This window comes from Neobacillus niacini (assembly GCF_036961885.1).
In the GTDB taxonomy this organism is placed as follows: domain Bacteria; phylum Bacillota; class Bacilli; order Bacillales; family Cytobacillaceae; genus Neobacillus; species Neobacillus niacini_H.
In genome coordinates this window covers 1-24,717 of sequence record NZ_JBALNQ010000009.1, presented here as the reverse complement: position 1 = coordinate 24,717, position 24,717 = coordinate 1, and the positions used below count along the sequence as shown (strand labels likewise).

22 protein-coding genes and 2 pseudogenes are annotated in these 24,717 nt (G+C 38.0%); 21 read left to right on the top strand and 3 right to left on the bottom strand.

The genetic code is table 11. The features are described from left to right. Positions 1-47: 47 nt before the first annotated feature. Both V7124_RS26235 and V7124_RS04855 read right to left on the bottom strand, forming a co-directional pair. Positions 48-131, bottom strand: a pseudogene (locus V7124_RS26235) (YjcZ family sporulation protein); the annotation flags it as partial. A 192-nt stretch (positions 132-323) separates the two neighbouring features. Further along, complete coding sequence (locus tag V7124_RS04855) at positions 324-920, bottom strand: DUF421 domain-containing protein (RefSeq protein ID WP_335486723.1); 597 nt, start codon at positions 918-920, stop codon at positions 324-326. A gap of 250 nt (positions 921-1,170) precedes the next feature. On the opposite strand from V7124_RS04855, the gene V7124_RS04850 reads away from it, so the two are divergent. From V7124_RS04850 to V7124_RS04750, 21 genes and pseudogenes are all read left to right on the top strand, one after another. After that, the gene (locus V7124_RS04850; protein ID WP_335413757.1) at positions 1,171-1,473 is read left to right on the top strand and encodes a hypothetical protein; all 303 of its coding nucleotides are present in this window, start codon (positions 1,171-1,173) and stop codon (positions 1,471-1,473) included. 137 nt (positions 1,474-1,610) lie between these two features. Next, the gene (locus tag V7124_RS04845) at positions 1,611-1,727 is read left to right on the top strand and encodes a YjcZ family sporulation protein (RefSeq protein ID WP_335486720.1); all 117 of its coding nucleotides are present in this window, start codon (positions 1,611-1,613) and stop codon (positions 1,725-1,727) included. A gap of 484 nt (positions 1,728-2,211) precedes the next feature. Continuing rightward, complete coding sequence (locus tag V7124_RS04840) at positions 2,212-2,544, top strand: DUF3221 domain-containing protein (protein WP_335486717.1); 333 nt, start codon at positions 2,212-2,214, stop codon at positions 2,542-2,544. 315 nt (positions 2,545-2,859) lie between these two features. Continuing rightward, on the top strand, positions 2,860-3,825 hold the full coding sequence (gene hflK / locus V7124_RS04835; RefSeq protein WP_335413766.1) for an FtsH protease activity modulator HflK: 966 nt from the start codon (positions 2,860-2,862) through the stop codon (positions 3,823-3,825). Next, positions 3,818-4,753: a protease modulator HflC gene (gene hflC, locus V7124_RS04830; RefSeq protein WP_335486714.1), complete on the top strand. Its 936-nt coding sequence runs from the start codon at positions 3,818-3,820 to the stop codon at positions 4,751-4,753. The genes hflK and hflC overlap by 8 nt, the downstream gene beginning before the upstream one ends. Positions 4,754-4,886: 133 nt before the next feature. After that, positions 4,887-6,239, top strand: a complete 1,353-nt coding sequence (locus V7124_RS04825) for an NfeD family protein (RefSeq protein ID WP_335486711.1) — start codon at positions 4,887-4,889, stop codon at positions 6,237-6,239. 375 nt (positions 6,240-6,614) lie between these two features. Continuing rightward, entirely contained in the window at positions 6,615-7,088 is a 474-nt protein-coding gene (locus V7124_RS04820) for a MerR family transcriptional regulator (protein WP_335413775.1), read from the top strand. Then, positions 7,069-7,503 (top strand): hypothetical protein, encoded by a 435-nt coding sequence (locus tag V7124_RS04815; RefSeq protein WP_335413779.1) that lies wholly within the window; start codon positions 7,069-7,071, stop codon positions 7,501-7,503. The genes V7124_RS04820 and V7124_RS04815 overlap by 20 nt, the downstream gene beginning before the upstream one ends. A 176-nt stretch (positions 7,504-7,679) precedes the next feature. Beyond that, positions 7,680-8,069: pseudogene (locus V7124_RS04810) on the top strand (hypothetical protein); the annotation flags it as partial. A 597-nt stretch (positions 8,070-8,666) separates the two neighbouring features. Then, on the top strand, positions 8,667-9,692 hold the full coding sequence (locus V7124_RS04805; RefSeq protein ID WP_335486708.1) for a PTS transporter subunit IIC: 1,026 nt from the start codon (positions 8,667-8,669) through the stop codon (positions 9,690-9,692). 366 nt (positions 9,693-10,058) lie between these two features. Beyond that, a complete protein-coding gene (locus V7124_RS04800) occupies positions 10,059-11,891 on the top strand; it encodes a sensor histidine kinase (protein ID WP_335486706.1) in 1,833 nt (610 codons plus the stop codon). Continuing rightward, on the top strand, positions 11,869-12,570 hold the full coding sequence (locus V7124_RS04795) for a response regulator transcription factor (RefSeq protein ID WP_335413784.1): 702 nt from the start codon (positions 11,869-11,871) through the stop codon (positions 12,568-12,570). The genes V7124_RS04800 and V7124_RS04795 overlap by 23 nt, the downstream gene beginning before the upstream one ends. Before the next feature lie 99 nt (positions 12,571-12,669). Beyond that, on the top strand, positions 12,670-13,950 hold the full coding sequence (locus tag V7124_RS04790; protein WP_335413788.1) for an ABC transporter substrate-binding protein: 1,281 nt from the start codon (positions 12,670-12,672) through the stop codon (positions 13,948-13,950). A 65-nt stretch (positions 13,951-14,015) separates the two neighbouring features. Then, positions 14,016-14,708: a hypothetical protein gene (locus V7124_RS04785; RefSeq protein WP_335486703.1), complete on the top strand. Its 693-nt coding sequence runs from the start codon at positions 14,016-14,018 to the stop codon at positions 14,706-14,708. A gap of 13 nt (positions 14,709-14,721) precedes the next feature. Beyond that, positions 14,722-15,657 carry a carbohydrate ABC transporter permease gene (locus V7124_RS04780; RefSeq protein ID WP_420490505.1) on the top strand — a complete coding sequence of 312 codons (936 nt, stop codon included), beginning with the start codon at positions 14,722-14,724 and terminating at the stop codon, positions 15,655-15,657. After that, on the top strand, positions 15,647-16,483 hold the full coding sequence (locus V7124_RS04775; protein WP_335486700.1) for a carbohydrate ABC transporter permease: 837 nt from the start codon (positions 15,647-15,649) through the stop codon (positions 16,481-16,483). The genes V7124_RS04780 and V7124_RS04775 overlap by 11 nt, the downstream gene beginning before the upstream one ends. Before the next feature lie 23 nt (positions 16,484-16,506). After that, positions 16,507-17,847, top strand: coding sequence for an FAD-dependent oxidoreductase (locus V7124_RS04770; RefSeq protein WP_335486697.1), 1,341 nt, complete (start codon positions 16,507-16,509; stop codon positions 17,845-17,847). A 24-nt stretch (positions 17,848-17,871) separates the two neighbouring features. Then, entirely contained in the window at positions 17,872-19,521 is a 1,650-nt protein-coding gene (locus V7124_RS04765) for a DUF4127 family protein (protein WP_335486694.1), read from the top strand. Between the two features lie 229 nt (positions 19,522-19,750). Beyond that, entirely contained in the window at positions 19,751-19,924 is a 174-nt protein-coding gene (locus V7124_RS04760; protein ID WP_335413801.1) for a hypothetical protein, read from the top strand. A 115-nt stretch (positions 19,925-20,039) separates the two neighbouring features. Next, positions 20,040-20,633: a dihydrofolate reductase family protein gene (locus tag V7124_RS04755; protein ID WP_335486691.1), complete on the top strand. Its 594-nt coding sequence runs from the start codon at positions 20,040-20,042 to the stop codon at positions 20,631-20,633. A gap of 386 nt (positions 20,634-21,019) precedes the next feature. Continuing rightward, on the top strand, positions 21,020-21,475 hold the full coding sequence (locus V7124_RS04750; RefSeq protein ID WP_335413807.1) for a DinB family protein: 456 nt from the start codon (positions 21,020-21,022) through the stop codon (positions 21,473-21,475). Positions 21,476-21,583: 108 nt separating this feature from the next. Here the strand turns inward: V7124_RS04750 and ppsA are convergent, their stop codons facing one another. After that, positions 21,584-24,184 (bottom strand): phosphoenolpyruvate synthase, encoded by a 2,601-nt coding sequence (ppsA, locus tag V7124_RS04745; protein ID WP_335486689.1) that lies wholly within the window; start codon positions 24,182-24,184, stop codon positions 21,584-21,586. Between the last annotated feature and the right edge of the window lie 533 nt (positions 24,185-24,717).

Sequence of the window (24,717 nt, the reverse complement as noted above, 5' to 3'; positions counted from 1 at the left end):
CAAACTGGGCTTTTTTGTATTTTTAAGAAAAGTTTAATTGGTTTTTCTTAAAAACAGATAACTGCTCCAATGATGATTAACAAGATAAACAATACAACGATTAACGCAAAACCGCCTCTGAAACCTACGCCGCCGTAGCCGTAGCCACCACAACCTCCGTACCCACCATATCCAAACATTAGATAGCCCTCCTTTATATTATTTATTCCTTATAAAATATGCAGAAAAATTTAAAGTGGGAAGGGCAATCTCACTAGTTTTTATGAGGACAAACTACGGAATATGATTAAAGCGGTCATCGATCGAAGAAAAGAGTTTATTGTTTATTGAAGATAGTTTTGATTTTGATTTTGTTGTTTACCATCAATTTCTTGAAAAATATCTGTTTCATGACCTGTTTTTTCTTGAATTGCTGTATCCGAGTGCACTTCAGGAAAATAAGCATTCATCAATTTTTTAAAATCTCCTATTGTTAAAGGTTTAGCCTCTTCTTGCAGCTCATAACCTAGTAGTCCATTCGGTTCAATCGTTGCTGTTTTGATATCTTCCATTTTTGATATCCCTTGATTACGCAACCTCATTTCTAACTGGTCAACGGTCAAGCGCAATTTTTTTAAGTTCTGAACATTTAATGTACCATTGTTGATTACAATCTTGGATTTCCCCGTAATAAATTTTTCGAAAGTATTTGACTTTAGTTGCAAGTATTCAAGGATGATGAGAGAAATAACAAAGATGGCAGCAGCCACTATTGCTTTCATAACACTTTTTTCCACAATCGGTTGAACAATAATGGTACCGATTGAAATCATCACAATCGTCTGTGCTAATGTCATTTGCGCAATAGATTTCCTTCCGGCGATTCTCAGTAGGAGAATACCAGCCAAAATTAAAATAAAGGAGTACCAAATAAAATTCACCTTATCACCTCACCATTAAGTAGTCCCTTTTAAAATTTCCAATTTTAGTTAAACTATACAAAAACCGATGGATCGTAGAACATTAATGGGGTATCACAATAATTATAAATAAAAAAGTGTTTGCCATACTTGCAAAAACTTTTTCAAAGCTCTTTATAGACTTTTTTATATTTATGGGACAAACAACCACACTCGGAGACAAAACCATTCATAGTTTATCTAAATGGGTAGATTTGAGAGGAGAAAAAGAGTGGGGAAGGATAATAAACAAAAACAAAAGGCAAATGAAGAAAAAATGGTGGAAGAACAAATCATCCCTGTAGAAAAATACAATTTAGTTTACAATTGGAAACTCGTCATGCAATTCAATTTTGCTTTATTTAAAAACAAAGATGAATTTGTAATTATAAATAATAATGATGAATATATAGCTCGTTTTAGCATTTCCGATGCAGGGGTAATCGAAATAAAAAAAACGTCATCTGGCTTAACTCCGAAGATTGATTTTAAGAATAAAATGATTAAGATACCCAACTATTACAGAGCACGGTAGGCGTTTGCATTGTATTGCAGACGCTTTTTTATTTTTAGTATTTTTTTGTCCTAAACACAATGATATTTGTCCAATCAATTCTTGTCTTTAAAAATATATATAAGGAGAAATAGCTTTTGTCCGATTGGTGGTGAAAAATGGGCTGGTTCGGCGGATACGATGGAAATAACGTTGCTTATGGCGGCAGCAGCTTTGTTTTAATTGTTGTATTATTCATTCTTCTTATCATTGTAGCTGCTAATTTTATGTACTAGGTTACGTTCATCTGTCCCTTTGTCATATAGACTTCCCGAAATGAAAGGAGAATGATCACACATGGGCTTTTTTCGTAACGACTTTAGAAGAAGACGATTTTTCCCCTTCGAATTCTTATTTTTCCCTTTTGAATTTAGAAGAGTAAGAAGAAGAAGAAGACGTAGATTTTAATAAACAAATGATTTAAAAGTATTTACAGGGGCCTACGGGCCTTCTTTTCTTCTATGGAATCGATCACATACATATTACGAAGAAATGGTGAAATTAGAGTATTAAATTCATAGGAAAAAGAAGGTCACTAAATGGAGCTTTTAACTGAAAAATTATTATTTATAGCTTTGTTTACAAAATTCATTGTGTAAACGATCTTCAACTAAAGGGTGCAATCGTTGAAGTAACGAAGCATATAGTGAAAGAGTCCAGATTATCCTTTCTTAAGCAATTAGTATCCTTTTAAAACTATGAACGGAGGAATAATGTGAGATGACAAGGATATTTAAAGCATTAGCTATAATTGTTTTATTAACTATTGTTGGGTGCTCTAATTCAACAGACAGAAGTGAAGAAAAAAACAATGATATCAAAACTGAAAATTCCAGTTTTGTAGGAATAATCAAGAAAATTAACGGTAACAGTGCAATTGTTTCTGCTAAAGTATTTGAGGGTAATCCTGAAGGTGATGTGTTTGTTGACCTTTCCGTGAATAATGACGAAACATTCCAAGTTGGAGACAAGGTAAAAGTAGGGTTTGATGGTACCATAAAAGAATCGTATCCAGCTCAAATTAATACTCTTTCTGTTGAATTGGTTGATTGATAAAATAATTCCGGTTTCAATTAACGGGAGTGGTTAGGGGTCTCAATGGCTCAACAACTTCTGAGCTATTCTCAATTTTAAGTCCGAAATGCTCACTTTATTTCCACTCTTTTCCCAATCATAAATGCCAGATATCATCCAAAAAAGTGGATGGTATCTGGCATTTTATTTCTGTTCAATACAACGTCAATATTAGCCTAAAATGAAAAAAAACCGCCAGAACCGTCCCTCTTGTACTATTTATTAAATATTGAAACTTTTTTGTAATATAGCCGTAATAAAACTATAGCCTCACGGAGAGAAGGGGGAGACGGAATGGTTAATTTAAAAAGAATATATACAATCGTTGGTCTTACTTTTTTAGTAGCAATTGTCGGTATTGTCGGATTCACCACTTGGTATACGGTTGATGAAAGTGAGCAAGCCGTTATTATTACCTTTGGTGAGGTTGAAGAAGGAGTAAACGAACCTGGGCTGCACTTTAAGCTGCCATGGCCAATTCAATCCGTTGAAACGTTATCGAAGGAAACCTTTAGTCTTCAATTCGGTTATGAAGAGAAAGATGGGGAGATAAAAGAGTTTCCAAATGAAACGAAAATGATTACGGGTGATGAAAATATCGTTTTAGCCGACTTAGTGGTCCAATGGAAAATAACCGAGCCAGCCAAATATTTATTTAATGCTGAGCATCCAGAAGAAATATTGTATAATGCTACATCTGCATCTTTAAGAAGTATAATAGGCAGTTCGAAAATTGATGACGCTTTAACCTCTGGAAAGGCTGAAATCGAAGCGGAGGTCCGGGATTTGTTATCTACATTGGTTGAAAAATATGATATCGGGATTTCAATCCTTGCTGTCAAGCTTCAGGATGTGGAACTGCCCAATGACGAGGTAAGAAAGGCATTTACAAATGTAACGGATGCCCGTGAAACGATGAATACAAAAATTAATGAAGCAGGGAAATATCGAAACAAACGGACCAATGAAGCCAAGGGGGAAGTGGCAGCCCTTAATTCAACAGCCCTAGGTGATAAAGCAGCAAGGATTGAAACAGCAAGAGGGGATATTGCCGTATTCAATAAGCTGTATGAAGAATATCGTACGAATCCTGACATTACACGGGAGCGGCTGATTTTGGAAACGCTCGAACAGGTTCTTCCCAATGCTGAAATCTATATTATGAACGACGATGGAAATACGTTAAAATATTTTCCAATCCGACCTTTGGAAAACCAACAGCCAAAGACAAATGGGGAAGGAAGTGGAAAAAATGAGTAATGATAATGTAGTCAACATAGGTGATCGTGGAGGTAAAGGGTTCAACTGGCGAAACTACACAAAAACAGGCATCTTTTTAATCATCATACTTGTCCTCTTAGGAGTATTCCTTTTCAACCTCATTGTTGTTAAAGAAGGCGAATATAAAGTTATCCGGCAGTTTGGTGAAGTGGTTCGGATTGTGAAAACCCCAGGTCTAACCTATAAAGTTCCGTTCATTCAAAGTGTCACGACTCTACCAAAATATCAAATGACATATGATGTGACCGAAGCTGAGATTAACACCAAGGATAAGAAACGGATGCTCATCGATAACTATGCAATTTGGAGAATTGAGGATCCCAAAAAGATGATTTCCAATGCTAGAACCGTTGAAAAAGCAGAATCCCGAATGGAGGAATTTATTTACTCCGTCGTTCGTTCAGAGCTTGGGCAGTTAAACTATGATGAAATCATTAATGATGAAAAATCTTCACGTGGTTCTTTAAATGATCGTATTACGGAAAAGGTGAATGATCTTCTAAGAAAAGATCATTATGGGATTGTGGTTACGGACGTAAGGATGAAGCGAACGGATCTACCTTCGGAGAATGAACAGTCCGTATTCACAAGAATGATTTCTGAGCGTGAATCGAAAGCACAGGAATATTTGTCTATGGGTGATGCAGAAAAGAATAGAATTGAGGCTGATACGGATCGTGAAGTGAAGGAATTGCTATCAAAAGCGAAAGCTGAGGCAGAATCTATTCGTGCTGATGGGGAAGCTGAAGCAGCAAGAATCTATAATCAAGCGTTCTCAAGAGATCCATCATTTTATTCAATGTTCCGTACTTTAGAATCTTACAAAAAGACGATAAACGACAAGAGTGTTATCGTCCTTCCATCCGACTCTCCTTATGCACGTTTGTTGATGGGATATACAGATTAATCATTTAAACTAGGAATATAAATAAATGGTAATGCCCTGCTATTTTCTTTGACGTAGCAGGGCTTGTCCTGCATGCTAAGGGAGTAATCGTTTATATTATGAACACTACATAATAAGAAGGGAGCGAAGTGGAGTGAATCGAATACGGATCGTTGCTTGTTTATTATTGATATTAGGCTTTATGCTTATGCTGTTCCCAGTGGACAGTTCCGCGAAAGGGGAAGTTGTCTATGTTGTACCGATTGAAAAAACAGTTGAAAAGGGATTGCACGCCTTTTTGAAAAGAGCCGTTGAAACCGCAGAGCATGAAAATGCGGACGTTATTATTTTTGAAATTAATACCCCTGGAGGAGCAGTTGATGCTGCTGCAGATATTGGCAAGCTGCTTACTTCCACGAATATTAAGACAGTAGCTTTTATTAATAACCGAGCGTTATCCGCTGGGGCCTATATTTCATTAAATATGGATGAAATCTACATGGTAAAAGGAGCGACGATGGGAGCGGCTGCTATCATTGACCAGAACGGCAATACAGCTGGAAAGAAAGCGGAATCCTATTGGTTTGCCGAAATGAAAAATGCGGCAATGCATGCTGACCGGGATCCAATTTATGCACTGGCGATGGCTGATGAAGATGTTGATTTACCAGAGTACGGAGCCGAAAAAGGAAAATTATTAACCTTAACCTCCGAACAGGCTGTAAAGGTTAAATACGCCGAAGGAATTGTTAACAATCTTGATGAACTGCTTGAATTACTCGGATATACCGAAGCGGATGTACGCCCTCTTGAACTAAGCATGGCTGAAAAAATTGCCCGCTTTATCACGAATCCATTTGTTTATTCGATTTTACTAACGATTGGCATCGTTGGTCTCGTATTGGAATTATTCTCACCAGGTTTCGGTGTTTTCGGGTTTACCGGAATTTCAGCATTGCTGCTGTTTTTTTATGGACATTTCGTCGCGGGACTTACGGGATATGAAACCCTTGTTCTATTTATTATCGGGATCGGACTGATATTAGTAGAGTTTTTTATATCGGGTGGTATTGCAGGGTTCATCGGTTTTGTAGCCATTATTGCAAGTTTCTTTTTGGCAGCAGATAACCCAGTTCATATGGGAATATCCCTGATTATGGCCATTGTTGTTGCCATCTTGATATCCATTGTAATGATTAAGTTTTTTGGTAAAAAAATGCAACTGTTTAAAAAGCTCATTTTAACCGATTCCACGAATATAGAAAGCGGTTATATTGCTAGTAAAAGCCGCTTAGAATTAATCGGAATGGTAGGGGATACGTTAACCATGCTGCGTCCATCCGGTACCATTATCATTGATGACGAAAGGCTAGACGCTGTAAGTGAAGGTGAATTTATTGGCAAAGGAACCAAAGTAAGAGTAATGAGGGCAGAAGGGGCCCGAATTATTGTTAGAGAAATACCAAGTTTGGATAAGGAGATCCCTCAAGGAGTGGCCAAGACTTAGAGGGATTTATCGGATTTTATTTGAACTTGTTGAAGTCTCAGAATCTATTAAATAAAGTGTTAGGTACCTTCCAAAGAAAAGAGAGGTGCTTGACACTTTATTTTCTTATAAGTCATTTACTGTTGGTTCGGAAGATTGGACATAGTTGATATTAATTACTTTCGGGTCTGTTGGATGGGAATTATCAATTTTTGTGATGATACACCATCGACCAGTGGTGGTGAAGGTGAGTGGAACTTCAATGTCATAACCGAATGATGAATAGAACCATCGCCCACTTTTTTTAAATCACCCGTACGTTTTAAGTTCACATATCGATAAAAAAGTCAAAAAGCAACTTGACATTGGAGTTAACTCACATGATATTCTGAATTCATGGAAAAACTTTATTCTATACAAGAGGTTTCGCAGATACTTGGGATGTCCAAGGATACACTTCGGTATTATGACCGGATAGGGATCGTCTCGCCGTCCCGGGAACATAATCGGTACCGCAAGTATTCGAGGGACGACCTCATAGGCTTGATGAATATTCAGATCATGCGGTATGCGGACTTTTCTCTTGACGAAATCAAAGGGAAATTCGATTTTCACAAGATGGAAAATATCGACTCTGCTTACGGCGAAGAGGTTGCTGTGTTCCTCGATGCTAAGTACGCAGAAACGCGCAAAAAGATTACACATTTGGAAAAGGTCTGTCAGCTGCTCAACATAGCAGCCGACACAATGAGGAACCTTAATAACGAAAGCGACCAACGATTGGCAGAATTCGTCCGCGAGCTTTACAAGGATATCCGAAAGGATGAACTTGAAATTTCCAAGGAGGGTTGTGATCAACATCAAGGTTAGGAATTTTTATTATCTGATTGCAGGAGCTCTTGCGTTACTGTTTGCTTTCACTCATGCATGGAACGGGCAATCTGCTGTGTTGCCGGCGCTCGACATTACGGCGATGTCCAAGGATACCCAGATGGTATTCACGTATGTTTGGCACATTATAACGGCGGAGAATCTGGTCTTCGGCATCGCATTCATTTTCATGTCAATACAAAGTGAACAGTCGAAGACCCGGTTTGCCGCATGGATGATTACTGCGATCCTGATCGTCCGACTGACTGTGATTCTTGGTGTAACTGCTTTGTTGGACGTTTCTGCTCTTGCGGATACGTTTATAGATTCAGTTGCCATTGTAATCTATGTCGCTTTAATCATACTGGGCACAACTATGAAAAAAAACAGTCCAGTGGTTAGCAAAGATGTCTGAGTTGTCTTTTAATTCTTCAGAACTGCACAAAGCTTTATAGCAAGCAATCTCTGCATTCTTGAAAAAACAAATTTATGATCATACTATTACCGTAGAATAATTCAATTGTATATATTAAGAGTGTGTTTTGATTAATCTTTTTTCAAAACACACTCTTTCTTTTTGTTCGTTAGTAAAAACAAGCTGTACAAGGTGTAGCGGGGTTTAGTGATACCTTAAAAGAAGGATCTGCATTTTTATATACGTTATATATCAGAGGAATAGACTTCACAGCTTTCTTAGCGATACTTGCAACTTTATTTGCTTTAGCTCTCGTGACTTCCTGGGGGGAGAAGCTCCCAAGATGGTTATTAATCATATCAGGATGGTCAGTTGGGTTGTTGACAGTTATAGTTAGCTTCTTGACAGCTCTTCAATTTTTTGGAGTGCTTCCAAAAGGAAACACTGAAGGGTTAGCCATTTGGGTGTATGTTGTAACGTACGGAGGATTGTTCTTGTGGGGAGTAACTGTATTTATAGCGACTCTGTCGTTCCAGCATCGGATTAAAAACAAACATTCTCTCTAAAAGGCAATAATCTACTTCCAGTATTTATCTTGAATATCCTTTCAATGTTAGTGTTCAAGTGACACTTTTTAACAAGCGGGCGCATTTCCGGAATAGGATTAGCGTCCTTTTTGCATGTATATCCATTTTTCTTGACAATACTCCATTGGTAAATGAATTGGTAACAAGTGGTAATCCTTGTAACAATCGCAGGTGAAAAACAAGGTAGAAGTGGAACATTCTTATGTCTGTAATCAGACTTTTTATTACCTACCATGATAAAAAACAAAAAATTATAATTACATAATATACAAGCTGTTTTTCCCTGAATATGAATGAATCAATTATTTTATAAATCGCTCGAATGAAAGCGTTTTTAGAGATCTCAGAATAGATGTAATTGTTGACATTATCTGAATATAATTATACTATTATAACGATTAATTGAGAAGGACAATGTTTGATTCAAATAAAACAGTAATTTTACAAAAATTCATATTCAAATCATAAACAATTACCAGGTAAAAGGACGATGACTAAAAACTCATTTGCTGAAGAACGTTTTTTACTATGAATTAATTGAAAATTTAGTAATTTACACATCAGGAGGAATACACAATGAAACAAGCAACGAAAAAATATTTGATTGACCGTATGTATAAAGCTTCACAAGGACTTGCAAATGCTGTTTTAGTTACACTTGGAATTGGTCTCCTTATGGAATCACTTGGAACATTTACTGGTTGGGATGGCTTTACAATCATCGGAGTTTCGGCACAGCTCATGTTAGCACCAGCTCTTGGAGCGGGTATTGCGTACCAGCTTGGAGGGAATACACTCGTCATTTTCAGTGCAATGGCCTGTGCTACCATAGGTGCAAGCGCCGTTCAGATGACTGAAAATGGTGCTACATTAGTAACAGGTCAACCATTAAGTGCAGTTTTGGCTGCAGTGGTTGCTACTTGGGTAGGGAAGCGGGTTGCAGGAAAAACGAAACTTGATATGATGGCAATCCCTTTAGCTGCTATTTTTGTAGGAGGTATCGCTGGTGTATTTTTATCCAAGATTACCACTCCGTTGCTAGAATGGCTAAGCGCACAAATCGCTACATCTGTCGCTGGGTCTCCTATTATTGGACCTATGGTCATCGCTCTTGTTTGGAGTATTTTTCTAATGTCGCCAGCATCTTCTGCCGCTATTGCAATTGCCTTACAGCTTGATCCTGTATCAAGTGCAGCTGCTTTAATTGGTTGTACAGTCCAATTTGCTGGATTCACCGCTATGTCATTTAGACAAAATGATGCTGGGGCGAACATTGCACAATCCTTAATTACTCCTAAGGTACAATTTCCGAACTTAATCAAAAATCCACGACTTGCCATTCCGCCGTTTATCGCTGCGGTCATTTGTGCTCCCATTGCAACATTGATTTTTGATTTTCAAGTTCCATATAAATTAGCAGGCCTTGGTCTTAATTCATTGATCGCACCAATCAATATTTTAGCTGAACAAGGTGCTATTGTTTTATCCATTTACATCGCTGTTGGAATCATCCTTCCAATAATCATCACTCTGGCTATTTATCATGGTTTAAAAGTAATTGGCTGGACAAAAGCAGCGGACTTAAAAATGGAATTGCAATGATAGAAAACTGAGTAGAAAACGGAGAATCCTTTTTCTACTCAGTTTTTTTTGCTTTATTTACATTGTTCTCGTTTACCAATATGATCGGAATCGTTTAGTGCTTGACCAGACATATGGACGTATGTTTGGTCTTTTTTCATTTATTCACTTCTTACTATTATCGGTCCTGGCTTTTTGAAGGTTTTTGATTCCCTTCAGTAGAAAAAAGTAGCCCCCTTAGCCTGAAACTATCGGTGAACTGGAGATTGGGTAGGATTGATTTTACAAAAATCAACATTCACCTTTAACATAGCCGAAAAATAAATTAAAAAATCTGATAAAATAGTAGTAAGCTATAGTTATTGCATTAAAAAATAGGAGAAGTCGATGAATAGAAGGAAAAACAATCAAATTATCAAGAAATACTTATTTTCCCTCCCATACAGGGCCAAGTTAATACTTGTTTTTTCCCTTCTTATTATACTTACCGCTACGATTCTCGGAAGTATTACATACTATCAATTTTCCAAATCAAGTAGGGATCGAACAGAGGAATACCAGATTCAATTGGCAGATCAAATTAACCAGAATATAAATCGGTATTTACGAGAAATGCAAATTATGTCATTGTCACCCTTGTATGACCAAGAGATAATAGATATTTTAAAATCACATCAAGAACAGGGACAGGGGACTTCTTTTCCTCCTGCAGCTGAAAGAGTCCCTATGTGGAGATATATTTCTGGTTTGATTCATATGAGAAATGAAATTAGAGGAATACATATTATGGCCAACGACGGTACAATCTTTAGTAATTTGGATTCGAATACAGTGATGTTGAAAGTATTCGAATCCGATAATGACTGGATCAAAGCGATTAAGAAGGCAGATGGGGATTGGGTATTACTACCGCTGCATAAACCATTTTATTATTTAAATAAAGATACCTCTGTTTTTTCTGTTTCAAGACTCATTCGTGATCCTTCCTCCTTTGAACCGCTGGGGATTATTAAAATCGATTTAAGGCAAGAATTAATCCAAGAGATTGTGAGTAATCCAAATGATAAGAGTCATATTTTTATCTTAGATAAGAATAACCAATTCATTTACCCAAATAAAGAAGATAAAATTATTGAATCTTCCTTTCTGGAAGATCTGGGAAATATAAAGGTAAATAATTATACCAATATTCCCATTGATGGAACGGAATATATGATGGTCTATAATCAATCGGACTATTCTGGAGTCAAGACCATCATGCTGACCCCGCGTTCAAGTGTCTTTAGTGAAGTGAATCATTTACGGAGAGTGATGATTTTAGTTGTTTTCATGGGAATTTTAATCTCGTTTTTATTAGGATTTTTGCTCTCGAAGCCGCTGGTGGAATCGATTCACAAACTAAGAAGAGCGATGAATAATGTTGAAAAAGGGAATCTCGGACAGCGAGTTTCGATTACTTCCAATGACGAAATCGGAGAACTTGGAAAAGGCTTTAATCATATGATTAATGAAATTGATCGTCTCGTTTCGGAGGTATATAAAACTAGTTTGCGAGAAAAAGAGGCTGAAATCAGAGCACTGCAAAGTCAAATGAACCCCCACTTTCTTTATAACACCTTGGAATCAATCAATATGCTGGCAATCACAAAGGGAAATTTTGATGTTTCTGATATGGTCTCATCACTCGGCAAGCTGCTTAGATATACCATTGATAATTCATCAAAAATTGTCACATTAGAGGCTGAGTTATCGTTTATTCGCTCCTATGTGGCGATTCAAAGAGTAAGGATTGGGGAAAATCTTCAGTATCATGAGGACATTGAACCAGCCGTCCTGCATGTATACCTGCCTAAACTGATCCTGCAGCCATTCGTTGAGAATGCCATCGTACATGGGGAGATTAAGCAAGGCGGAATCATTTCTATCAATGCTCATAGGGCAGGACCGCTTCTTCAAATTACCATTTGTGATAACGGAAAAGGTGTTACACCACAGAAATTAGCAATGTTGAAGAATCTTATCAAAAACCATGCTACTACCTCTTCCGATAAACATAATGGGATTGCTTTATCAAATGTGCATGAGCGACTTCAGCTCTTATATGGAAAACATTTTGGAATTAACATAGATAGTCAAGAACAAAATGGATTTTCTGTTACGTTAACATTACCAATTCAAACGAAGGAGGAAGCTGGCCGTGAAAGAAATATTAGTGGTTGAGGATGAAGCGATTATCAGACAAGGTCTTAAGGTATTACTAGAGCAGGTCATTGGGGGATTTCGAGTAATCGAAGCGAAGAGCGGTGAGGAGGGGGTATCCCTTTTTCACCAAAGAATTCCCCATTTAATTATTACTGATATTCGCATGGGAGGAATGAATGGACTTACCTTTGTATCAAAAGTAAGACAGGTTTCAAAAGATGTACCCGTTATTATATTAAGCGGTCATAGTGACTTTGAATATGCACGGACTGCGATGCGCTACGAGGTCACGGACTATCTCTTAAAACCAATTAATCGTGTTGAACTATCTGAGACGATATCAAGGTTATTTAAGACTGACTCAGAAGAAAAAATAGATACCTCCAAACAATTTCAGAAAATCCTTCAGTACATAGATGAGCAGTTAAGTCATGAAATTTCCTTAAAACTTATAGCAGATTACGTATATTTGAATCCTCAATATGTGGGGCAATTATTTAAGTCAGAGCTTAACAAAAACTTTACGGAATATATTACAGAGGAAAGATTAAAGCGGGCGAAGCAATTATTAACAGTGACGAATTTAAAGGTATACGAAGTAGCGCAGCTTTCAGGCTATAAAAGCCCCAAGCACTTTATGACGGTTTTTAAGCAGGAGACCGGAATGACTCCTATACACTACCGGAAATATTCGTAACATTTTAAAAAATCTATGTTTACCGAACTATTTCTCCCTTTGAAGGGATACTTTTACCAATGCTGCTGCATTAAAATAAAGGTCAAAGGAGGGTTATACATGAAGAAAAAGTTAAAATTGATTTTTTTAACACTTATTTTGTTAGCGTTTACATCTGCTTGCAGTAATGACGCTGGTACGGAACCAAAGGATAAGGAATCAAAAGATGAAGAAGTAGAGTTGACCTTTATGATGTGGGGAAATGAAGCGCATCAGGAAGTGTACAATAATTTAATCGCAAAATTTAATGAAACTCACCCGAATATAAAGGTGAAAATGGAAAGCGTACCATTTCCAGATTATCAGCAAAAAATTACGGTTTTAGCAGCTGGCAGGGAACTGCCTGATGTTGGTTGGGTTGCCGAGCGGATGGCACCTCAATTTATGGAAAATGGACTGTTAGAAGATGTATCTTCCTTTAAACAGGATAAAGACTATAACATGGATGACTTTTTCCCATCAACACTAGATTTATTCGAGAAGGAAAGTAAATTATATGGAATTCCATTCTCCACGCCGCCAATGGTTATGTTCTATAACGAAGACCTATTTAAAAAAGCGGGTGAAAAAACTCCTAATGAACACGTAGCAGCCGGAACCTGGAATTGGGAGCAGTTTGAAAAGTCAGCAAAGGCGATTTCAGCTGATGGTGTCTATGGCGCTAACTTCTTCCGTGATTGGAATACGTGGATATCTTTACTTTCACATACCTGGAGCAATGGCGGGGACTTATTTAATAAAGACCTAAGCAAATTTACTTGGAATAGCCCAGAAGGTGTAGAAACTTTGAAAATGCTTGATCGTATGATGTTTAAGGATTCTTCGCATCCAAAAGCAGGTGAGCAAGTGAGCTTTGACTCAGGAAAAATTGGGATGTTCTTTGATGTATACAGTTATGTATCAGCTGCTCGAAATGTAAAGGATTTTAAGTGGGACATTGCACCACTTCCAGAAGGTTCAAAAGGTAGATATCCAATGCTTGGTCAAGCAGGCTATGGATTATTCAAGGATTCAAAACATCCAGAAGAAGCAAAAGAACTTCTTAAATTCTTTACAAGTCAAGAGGGAATCACCGCTACATCAACATTCTTCGTACCGCCACGGGAATCAGTGCTAAGCTCTGATGCGTTTGTAAATCAGCCTAATAACCCGCCGGCAGAAAGTATTAAACGTGCAGTTATTGATGAAATGGATAATGCGCGCTTGCAAGCTGGTCACATCGAATGGCCAAAAATTGATACGGCGATTCAATTTGGTTTCGACGAATTATTTGGTCAATTGAAAAAGCCTGAAGACATCTTAAAAGGCATGGAAGAAAAAATCAATCCAATCGTTAAATAATCAAGAAGATGCGGTTAACCCTTTAATAGGCTTAACCGCATCCCTTTTACAGGGGTGAAAAAACTGTGACCACATCATTTGTACAAATGCTTAAAGAAAACAAAATGACATTAATCGTGAGTTTACCAGAAAACCGAGTAGAACTAGCAAAGGCGGCAATTGATGCCGGAGTGGACGTTGTTAAGTTACATGTGAATGTAGAGCACCGGGCATCAGGGAATCATTTTACTTCCGTTGAAACCTATTTTGATATTTTCCGCAGGATTAGAGAGGAATTTTCTGGACCACTTGGCATCGTACCGGGTGGGGCATTTGAAGATATAAAACAAGGGGAATTAGAGAATTTAATTGGCTTAGGCTTCAATTTCTATTCCATCTATGCCCATCATCACCCAAGCTGGATGCTCAGTCTAAATAAGATGGAGAAAACCTTCGCGATTACAAGTGACTATAACATTAATTCCATTGGTAATGTAGGACACCTAGGTGTTTCAGCATTAGAAGCATCAATCATTCCAGGAGAGCAATACGGGACGCCCCTGACCTTAAAAGATGTACTTGCCTATAACTCGATTGTCCAACATGTAGATGTGCCAGTTCTCGTTCCTTCACAACGAAAGCTTGTACCATCTGATATTCCATTATTAGCGAAGGCAGGAGTAAAAGCAGTCATGCTTGGTGCTATTGTAATTGGACACACCGAGGCAAGTATTCAATCAGAAATCACTTCATTTAGAAAAGCAATCGATTTATTGTAATGGGGGTTGGAAGGTGGAAGTAAAGATTGAAACAGCGAAACGTCCGCCCTTAAAGGGTGCTAAAAAGCGAAAAAAATTTATTGGAAGTGAAGCCTTTTACGGCTACTTATTTGTCAGCCCCATGGTGATTGGCTTTCTGGTGATAATGCTTTTTCCACTTATCTATTCGATTTATATGAGTTTAACAGATTGGCAGCTGCTCGGTGATCCTAATTTTATTGGGACAGAAAACTATCAGCGATTAGTAAATGATCCTGATTTTTGGGTTGTATTGAAAAATACAATTATTTTTGCAGCCGGATTAGTGCCAATCAATATCGTTCTGGCCCTTTTATTGGCCCTATTACTACAGAAGAATTTACCAGGTATTGGTTTTTTTCGAACAGCGATCTTTATACCAGTTATGACATCTATTGTGGTTTGGTCGATTATTTGGAAATATATGTTTGGTACCGAGGAAGGCTTTATTAATCAAGTGCTTGCTACTATTGGGATTGACGGACCTGCCTGGCTATATGATCCAGATTTAGCTATGGGGGCAGTTATTGTCGTCAGTGCTTTGAAAAATGTTGGGTTAAATATGGTTCTGTTCCTAGCGGCCCTTCAGCAGGTAGACAAGAATCTTTATGAAGCCTCCTATTTAGATGGTGCAAATAAGCGTAGACAATTTTGGCATGTGACCCTTCCTATGATTACACCTACTGTATTTTTAACCTTAATCTTAACTATCATTGGTTCGATGAAGGTGTTTGGACAAATCTATGTCATGACGAACGGAGGTCCGGGAAATCATACAAAGGTATTAGTTTACTATATTTGGGAAAATGCATTTAGACTATTCGATTTTGGCTATGCATCAGCCATAGCACTTGTTTTATTTGTGATTATTTTAGTGTTTACTGTCATTCAATGGACTGGTAGAAAAAGGTGGGTTTTCCATGAAGAATAAAAAGAAAAATGGAATTTTAACGAAGGTATTATTTTACGGTGTGCTGTCATTCATTTCCATTGTAATGATTGTCCCATTTTTATGGATGATTAATACGTCATTCAAAGATTCAACGAAAATCTTTGTATTTCAATTCATTCCAAATCCATTTAAGTGGGAAAACTATCTACAGGTGTTAGAGTCAACACCATTTCACCTTTTCTATTTTAATAGCTTATATATTGCTATTTTAGTAACAGTTGGAACCATTTTTCTTGGTTCATTAGCAGGCTATGCCTTTGCGAAGCTAAAATTCAGGGGGAGTTCCATCCTTTTTCTATGCTTGTTAAGCACGATGATGATTCCGGTTGAGGTAATCACCATCCCTCTTTTCTTATTTATGAGAGATTTAGGGTTAATCAATACACATGTTCCGTTAATTGCGATACCAATTTTAGGGCCGGCCGGTGTATTTGGTGTTTTCGTTATGCGGCAATTTTTCTTATTAGTACCAACAGAACTTGAAGAAGCCGCGAAATTAGACGGCTGCTCGTACTTCCGGATTTATTGGAATATCATGCTTCCGTTAGCAAAACCAGCTGTTGCCACACTCACAATTTTCACCTTTTTAACAAGCTGGAATGAATTTTATGAACCACTTATTTACATTAATTCAAAAGAACTTATGACGCTCCCTCTCGCACTGGCCTTATTCACGGACGAGGTAGGGACGAAATGGGAGCTGCTGATGAGTGCATCAGTTATGGCAACCGTTCCATTATTAATCATCTTCTTCTTTGCACAAAAGCAATTTATTGAAGGTGTAGCCATGACGGGTGGAAAGTAACAATAAAAAAGGATGTGTCTATTTTGAAGAGTGAACTAGAATTTGATGTTGTAGTCGCGGGAGGAGGTCCCGCCGGGATTAATGCAGCGATTGCTTCTGGTAGAACTGGAGCAAAAACACTTCTAATTGAAAGATATGGATTTTTAGGTGGGATGTCCACGATCGCACTTGTTTATCCTTGGATGACCTTCCATACAGAATCAGGAAAACAAGTTATTAAAGGGATTGCACAGGAAATCGTTGAAAGATTAATGGACCAAGGTGGTTCACCGGGTCATTTGCGCGATACCGTAGGGTTTACCAACACGCTGACTCCCTATCATCCAGAAAAATATAAGGTATTAGCAATAGAAATGCTAGAAGAAGCAGGCGTCGAAGTCCTTGTTCATAGCTTTGTAGATAAGGTAGAGGTAGTGGGGAATCAGATTACATCTATTAATCTAACAACGAAATCCGGATCGATACGAGTTTCGGCTAAACGATTTGTTGATACAACTGGTGATGCTGATCTTGCTTATTTAGCGGGTGCTCCTTGTTTGATAGGGCGGGAGGTCGATCATAACACTCAGCCGATGACGATGAAATTTCGGATGAGGGGCGTTGACCTTTCAAAGGTGAAAGAAGCGATGAAGACGAATCCAAGCAATTTCTACAAAAAAACACCCATTGCTGAATTGGATGATATCCCCCTCACTGGAGTACAAGGATTTTATAAAGAATGGAACGAATCTGGCGTACCTATTAACCGTGATCAAGTTCTCTTTTTTGCTGGCCCTGAAGAAGATGAGGTTCTTGTTAATTGCACCCGTGTTCAAGGTCTAGATGGAACAGATGTATTTGATTTATCAATGGCTGAAAAAGAAGGCAGGAAGCAAGTGTTAATGATGGCTGAATTTTTACAACAGAAGATTCCGGGCTTCGAAAAGGCCTCCATCTCAGCGGTAGGCTCTCAAATTGGGATACGTGAAACAAGGCGGATTGATGGACAATATGCTCTTACAATCGAGGATGTGGTCGCTGGAAAGAAATTCGATGATACGATTGCTCTCAGTGGTTATCCGATTGATATTCATGACCCAACTGGTAAAGGTGTTCAAGCAAATGATATCGAGGGAGATGGAAGCTATGGCATCCCTTACCGATGTCTCGTTCCTAAACTTATTGAAAACCTATTAGTTGCAGGACGCTGTATTTCCACTACCCATGAGGCATTGGCTACAACAAGGCTGACTCCTAGTGCAATGGCAACCGGGCAGGCAGCTGGAACCGCCGCAGCCCTTTCGATTACCGATCATGTTGCGCCAAAGGATTTGGATATCAAAAAGCTTCAGGCGATCTTGGTAGAGAACGGGGTAGTAATTTAAAGATACTTTTAGAGGAGGAATATCATGTATCAATTGAGAAAAATCTTTACCGTTTGTCTTGCTGTGCTCCTTTTATTTAGCACTGTAGGGATGGTTAATGCACAGGGAAAAAAGAAAAATTTAGCTACAATTCTCCTAGTTCCATTAGATGACAGACCAGCAAATGTATATTTTCCTACAGAGGTTGGAGCAACTGCAGGTGTAGAGGTGATTACACCTCCAAAAGAAATGATCGGAATGTTCACTCAGCCAGGGAATGGTGAGCAAATTGGTAAATGGCTGTTAGAAAATGGTGCTCAAGCTGATGGATTTGTTATTTCAACAAGTATGCTTGCATACGGGGGCTTAGTAGCTTCAAGGACAGGTGTCAAATCTCTTGAAGAAGCAATTGAAGATATTCAAGTGATAAAACAATTGAAACAATTGTACCCTGAAAAACCTGTATATGTGTTTGATACGATTCAAAGATTAGCCGTCACTGCAATCAGTGATGAATATTTAAAATATTATTCACAGATTAGTGAATGGGCCATCTTATATGACAAGGTCGTTAATTTAGGGATGGATGGAAGAGCGAGACTTGATCAATTAGAATCGATTATCTCAGAAGCGGTTTTACAAGATTACAAAAATGCTCGAGCAAGAAATCACACGGTTAATAACCTAATGATTGATTGGGTTAATGAAGGATATATCGACCATTTAATATTGGCACAAGATGATGCGGCACCTTATGGACTTCACCGTGCCGAAAGAGAACTTTTACTTGAAAAGGTCAATCAGCTAAATGTAGAAGATCATGTAGCTGTCTTCCCTGGGGCAGATGAGGTGGGGGTTGTGTTGGTATCCCGCTTCGTAAATCAATTGTTTCATACATCCCCAACCTTTTTTATTGAATATGGAGGGATTCATGGGGAGGATTGGATTGCTCCATTTGAAGATACAACCTTCCATTATAATGTGCAAAAGCATATCGTTTCGGCTGGAGGAAGGGTTGTTGACAACGAAGCGGAGGCTGATATCCACCTATTATTAAATACTCCATCTGTAGTTGGAACAGAAAGATCAGTGGATATTACTCAGCTTGTCATGAGAACAGATGAATTAATATCGAATGGAAAACAAGTAGCCATTGGTGATGTCTTAATCGTCAATAAAGCGGATGAGGCATTCGTTACTGAGCTTGCCGAAAAAGTCGACTTAACCAAAATCCTTTCCTATAGTGGGTGGAACACTGCTGGAAATGCATTAGGAATTACAGTTGGACATGCTGCAGCACGAACAGCATTTTTAGAGCAAGAGTCAGGATTCGGTGTGCCTTTATATGCACAAGCAGCTGAAAACCACTTTGAATTTTTACTCCATCGATTCGCAAAAGATCAAGGATATAAAAATGTTGTTCATCCAGCTGCAAGAATATATATTCAGCAAACAGGTGCGAGCGAATGGGATTTAGGTGCTAATTACGGCCTAGTAAACAATTTTGTTAAGGAAAAGCTAACAGCAGAAACAGAAAAGTGGTATCAATATTTTGATGGTGAGGAAGTTTACATTGGTTCAAGAGGAAATAAGGATTTCTTCAAAACCATTTCATCTTTAGAAAGTGTTCATGTGAACCTGCCATGGCCAAGAATCTTTGAGGCTGAATTAGAGCCAGAATTGGAACTCAAGTAATATACGAAGGATCAGAAAATAAAAGAATTGTTGAAAAGTGAAGTTGTGCGTGAGCAGGTAGTCAAATAATATAACAAAAGTGTCAGTGTATAATTTACTGACACTTTTTCCTTTCATTTATAAACTGAACAATCAGAAACACTCGTTCTTGTTTTTCAATGTTGTTATAATATAGATAGAATACAACTCCCCAGTTTTCCTCCTAATCTTCTCATAAGGATGTGTTAAAATGGCACTAGAACTGCTAGTCCGCGAAGACTCCAACCATGAAAGAATGTATTATTATTTCAGCCAGCTTTATAATAAATACAGGAAACCAATTTTGCCTATCGCCATCTTTTCCTATGACCAAAAACGAAATGAACAAAATCAATATACACGAAAAAAGAAAAAGTTCCAGTGAAAAAGGAGTTTTTGCGAATGTTGGTTAAAATGGAATTGAACCCAGCAAAAGCAGAACTCATTAATGGTTTTTTTGAAACATATCTTACCTTAAATAAAAGTGAGGAGGAAGAACTATGTCGATAGAGGTAAAACGAAGAAAAATAATTTTAGATTTAGCTGTTACGTTAGATGGTTTTATAGAAGGGAAAAATGGAGAAGTAGATTGGTGCATAATGGACCCGGACATGGGGTTTAATGATTTCTTACATCAAATTGATACCATTTTATATGGCAGAAAGAGCTATGAGTTATGGGGGCAATATACTCCAGAAACAGAAGTGACGGAAACGGATAAAGAATTATGGGAGTTAGTACATAGTAAACAAAAATATGTGTTTTCTAGAACGCAAAAGCGGAAGGATGATAAAGCAATATTTATTAATGATCATCAGGTACTAGAAGAGGTCAATACATTAAAGAATAAGCCTGGTAAAGACATTTGGTTATATGGCGGAGCTTGTCTAATTACTACTTTTATTAGATTAGGTCTTGTGGATGAATTTAGATTATCTGTTCACCCTGTAGTTTTGGGGGAAGGGAAACCATTGTTTATTGATATCCAAGAGAGGTTAAATTTGGAATTAGTTAATACAAGATCATTTTCTTCTGGCGTTGTTCAGCTAATCTATCATTTGAATAGAGAAAATCCTGAGCTGATTAAGGAGTGATTCGGGGAAGAACAAGCAGGCGAATGATTATGATTCCTTGCTACAACAGCCCTAAGTCATTGTAGGAGATTGGAACATCAATTAGATATTCGATCTATAAATAGATTAGGGACACAGACAGAAGTTGTGGAGTTCTTAAAGAACATGGCATTAAAAGTGCTTACTTTGCTTATTTTAATGAGGAGCAAGGGGAAGAGTCTGTCTCGACTCATTAAAAAGGAAAAGTCTAGTACTCTTCAAATAGATTTTTTGTTTGCTTCAAAACACATCCTATCTAGATTAAGCCATTTTGAGATTGGATCCTACAAAAGATGGATTGAATGCAGCACCATGTCCTGTTATGCTCCTTATTTGCTGGTGAGTAAGGATAATTTTATAGTAAAGGGGTGGTTTTCTTGGAAACAATACATTCTATGTTTAAGCATTTACATTGGGCGAATCAACGTATATTAGAAACCTTACAAAACGGTGAGGAGAACAAGCAGGCGAATACTCTCTTCTCTCATATTCTGCATGCGGAAAACGTTTGGTATACTAGATTAAAAGGCGCAGATAGTTCACATTTACCGATCTGGGCAGAAGTTAGTTTAGAATCATGTGTAGAGATGATTAACAAAAATCATCATAACTATGGTGAATTTCTTGCAAGGATATCTAATACTAATCTAGATCACCTAGTTCTTTATAAAAATAGTAAAGGTACAGAGTTTCATCATTCCATAAGGGATATTTTAACCCATGTTGCTCTTCATGGTCAGTACCATCGTGGACAGATAAATCAAAAGCTAAGAGCAGTAGACCTTGAACCTATTAATGTTGACTATATTACATTTAGAAGATGAAGACAGATAATAAGAGTGCAGGGCACCAATCCATTTTAATGGTGGTGCCTGACACTCTTTTTTTCTATTATCATTTCTATTTGGAAATACATTCAACGTTTTCAGGCATTACACTATTTCAATATACCCATCTGTTCCATGCACGCGAATCCGTTGACCGTCTTTTATTAGTTTGGTGGCATTTTCCACCCCAACAACTGCTGGTAAGCCATATTCCCGTGCGATAACGGCTCCATGTGTCATCAAGCCGCCAACTTCTGTGACGAGACCTTTTATGGAGACAAATAATGGTGTCCATCCAGGGTCGGTAAAGGAGGTGACCAAGATATCTCCCTCTTCTAAATCAGCTTCTTCCATGTTTAAGATGACACGAGCCCGACCCTCTATTACTCCCGAAGAAACAGGCAGGCCTACAATCGCCTGTGCTGGCAGATTTTCTCGTTTGTACTGACCAGTAATGATCTCACCGTCAGATGTGATAACACGTGGGGGAGTTAGTTTTTCATAAAATTTGTATTCGTCTTTTCGTTTGCTGATGATCGGGTAATCCAGTTTGTTTGTACGAACGACCTCGTGAAGTTCTTCAAAAGAGAGATAGAAGATATCTTCTTTTTCATGGATAAGTTTGTTTTGTACGAGTTGTTGGGCTTCTTTCAATAAAGCCTGTTTATAAAGAAAATAGCGATTAATCATGCCGTATTTCGGATATTCACGATACCCGATGAAGTTCCGTAGTATGCTGATCATTCGTTTTGTTTCTTCGGCTTTTTGTTCACCATCCGGTAATTGCTGCAGCCGATGTACTAACTCTTGTTCTTTTTTCAAGGCTTTCTGACGCCCTTGCTCAAATTTTCGATTAGCAGCACCAGGCTCATATGATTTGATGTTACCGAGGATCATCGGGACAAGTGTTATAGGTTTTTCACTCCAACGCGTTTTCATTAGGTCGATCTCTCCCGCACATCGCATTCCATATTTGTTGAGATAAGCTATTATTGCATCTTTGGTTTCCAGTCCACCATCAAACTTGACCAGTTCATCCAAAAATGTATCATCTTTTACCTGCTGTAAATAAACAATTACTTCCGGATATGGGCGAATTACATCGGCTACATCCAATAGAGTCAGACCCGTTTCCGAAGTAATATTGTTAGGTACAGATAGAGAAAGCGTGTCTGCTGCGTTTTTATCACCTAACCACTTGTTCATGTTTTCATTGATCCATGATGAAGCATTAAAAGCAGCCTTAATTACAGCGGAACTTTGCGGGTCAAATAAAAGCTTCTTTAATTGCTGGATATCATCTAGGATAAAATCAAATAAATCCGATCCTGATTTCGTCTGGATATTTTGTTTTAACTCTTCTATCGATGTTTGACTCTTCTTAATCAAATCAGAAACAATGGCCGGGTTGTTTTCAATTTCTGGCTGCATGTTGGAATGGTTTCTGCTGGGACTCGGTGCTCTCCCATCAGTGGATACTGTTTTTATAAAATCTCCTCGCTCTATAACGGTCATGAGTGCGTCTTTTATGAGCGGTTCGGATTGACCTATGGTATTTACTAGCATTTCTCTACTAACGGGTGAAGCAAGCATAGGTGTGACATCCACAAACAACCTTCCACCAGCGGTACGCATAGGTGCAGGTGTCGTTAATAAGTAAAAGGACAATCCCAATGGGCTCATGGGGTCGGTCATCATTTGTTGGTGGCCAACGGATACATAGATGTGATTTTCTTGATCGTTAACTTTGGGAATAGGGAAAAGAGTAGTAATGGGACGACTTTGGACGATATAAAAAGTATCATCAACCAAACACCATTCAATATCCTGAGGAGAGCCAAAATAAGCTTCGATCTGTCTGCCGATGTTTGATAGTTGTAAAATTTGCTGTTCGGTTAGTGTTTGAGTTTTTTGCTGATCAGGATCGATTGGTATGGTTTCTGTTCCGCCTTCTTTTCGACCATAGATTGCCAATTTTTTTGTGGATATCCTCTTATCCACGATGGTATCTTCCTTTACTTTGTAACAATCAGGAGAGACCAAGCCAGAGACCAATGCTTCTCCAAGTCCAAAACTGGCGTCGATGGATAAAAGCTTTCGGTTTGAGGTAATCGGGTCAGCGGTAAATAAAACTCCTGAAGTCTGTGGAAACACCATCCGTTGAACAATAACGGATAAAGAGACTTGACTGTGGCCAAATCCGTTTTGCATTCGATAGATTACCGCACGATCTGTATATAGGGATGCCCAGCATTTGCTGATATGCTGTAAGATTGCTTCTTCGCCGATGATATTTAAATAGGTGTCTTGCTGACCAGCAAAAGAGGCATGTGGTAAATCTTCAGCAGTTGCACTCGAACGCACGGCATAAGCATGTTCCTCGCCAAACTGGGAGAGATAGTATGCAACTTCTTTCACAACATCGGAAGGAATTTCTACACCCAGTAAGACTTGTCGAACCTTCCTGCTGATCTCGCCAATTTTTTCTCGATCCTCTACTTTTAGATTCGTAAGTTGGGCCAACAATGCTTGAAACGTTTCGTTTTGTTCGATGGCTTTCTGATATCCTACGGTTGTCACACAAAATCCTTCAGGTACTTGTATTCCTTGGATACTTGATAATTTCCCTAAATTTAATCCTTTTCCACCAACTAGTGAAAGCTGCGTTTTTTCCATTTCCTGAAAACTGAGAACCAAAGAACTCATTCAACATCGCTCCTAACGGAATATTTATCAATAGAGGAACACTGATACCTCCAACAATTCTCCTTCAAAGGTCTATTGCATTTTAGCAATAATAAATATGAATAAACAGTCTATATTGCCCCTTTTTTATCTGCTATAATTAAATTAGGGAGAGATTCCTTTTTTAAAAAAAGCTTGTCCTTACAACCGTAACCTAATACGACGCATACTATAATAGACAACCCACCAATCGTCATGTTGGTGGGTTTATTTACGTGTATTTTCTTTCTTTTGCGATTCGAGGCTTTTAATAATTAACTTCTAATTAAAGTTAATGTCTAAATTAAAGTTAAAATGTCGAATTTCTTAGAAAATAATACGTTTGTTTGATGAACGATTAAAAGGTGAATTTACAGAAAAAGTTTTGGATATTTATTTGGTGGTTTTGGATGTTTTTCTAGTGGTTTTGAACACTTTTTGTGGGTTTTGGACAATTTTCTAGAGGTTTTGGACATTTTTAAGCACCTTTTGGACGTTTAGACAATATTTGGAAA

Coding starts and splice junctions, on each gene's coding strand:
- V7124_RS04845 (WP_335486720.1), top strand. CDS start 1,611: ATGGGCTGGTTCGGCGGATACGATGGAAATAACGTTGCTTATGGCGGC.
- V7124_RS04840 (WP_335486717.1), top strand. CDS start 2,212: ATGACAAGGATATTTAAAGCATTAGCTATAATTGTTTTATTAACTATT.
- hflK (WP_335413766.1), top strand. CDS start 2,860: ATGGTTAATTTAAAAAGAATATATACAATCGTTGGTCTTACTTTTTTA.
- hflC (WP_335486714.1), top strand. CDS start 3,818: ATGAGTAATGATAATGTAGTCAACATAGGTGATCGTGGAGGTAAAGGG.
- V7124_RS04820 (WP_335413775.1), top strand. CDS start 6,615: ATGGAAAAACTTTATTCTATACAAGAGGTTTCGCAGATACTTGGGATG.
- V7124_RS04805 (WP_335486708.1), top strand. CDS start 8,667: ATGAAACAAGCAACGAAAAAATATTTGATTGACCGTATGTATAAAGCT.
- V7124_RS04800 (WP_335486706.1), top strand. CDS start 10,059: ATGAATAGAAGGAAAAACAATCAAATTATCAAGAAATACTTATTTTCC.
- V7124_RS04790 (WP_335413788.1), top strand. CDS start 12,670: ATGAAGAAAAAGTTAAAATTGATTTTTTTAACACTTATTTTGTTAGCG.
- V7124_RS04775 (WP_335486700.1), top strand. CDS start 15,647: ATGAAGAATAAAAAGAAAAATGGAATTTTAACGAAGGTATTATTTTAC.
- V7124_RS04765 (WP_335486694.1), top strand. CDS start 17,872: ATGTATCAATTGAGAAAAATCTTTACCGTTTGTCTTGCTGTGCTCCTT.
- V7124_RS04760 (WP_335413801.1), top strand. CDS start 19,751: ATGGCACTAGAACTGCTAGTCCGCGAAGACTCCAACCATGAAAGAATG.
- V7124_RS04755 (WP_335486691.1), top strand. CDS start 20,040: ATGTCGATAGAGGTAAAACGAAGAAAAATAATTTTAGATTTAGCTGTT.
- ppsA (WP_335486689.1), bottom strand. CDS start 24,184: ATGAGTTCTTTGGTTCTCAGTTTTCAGGAAATGGAAAAAACGCAGCTT.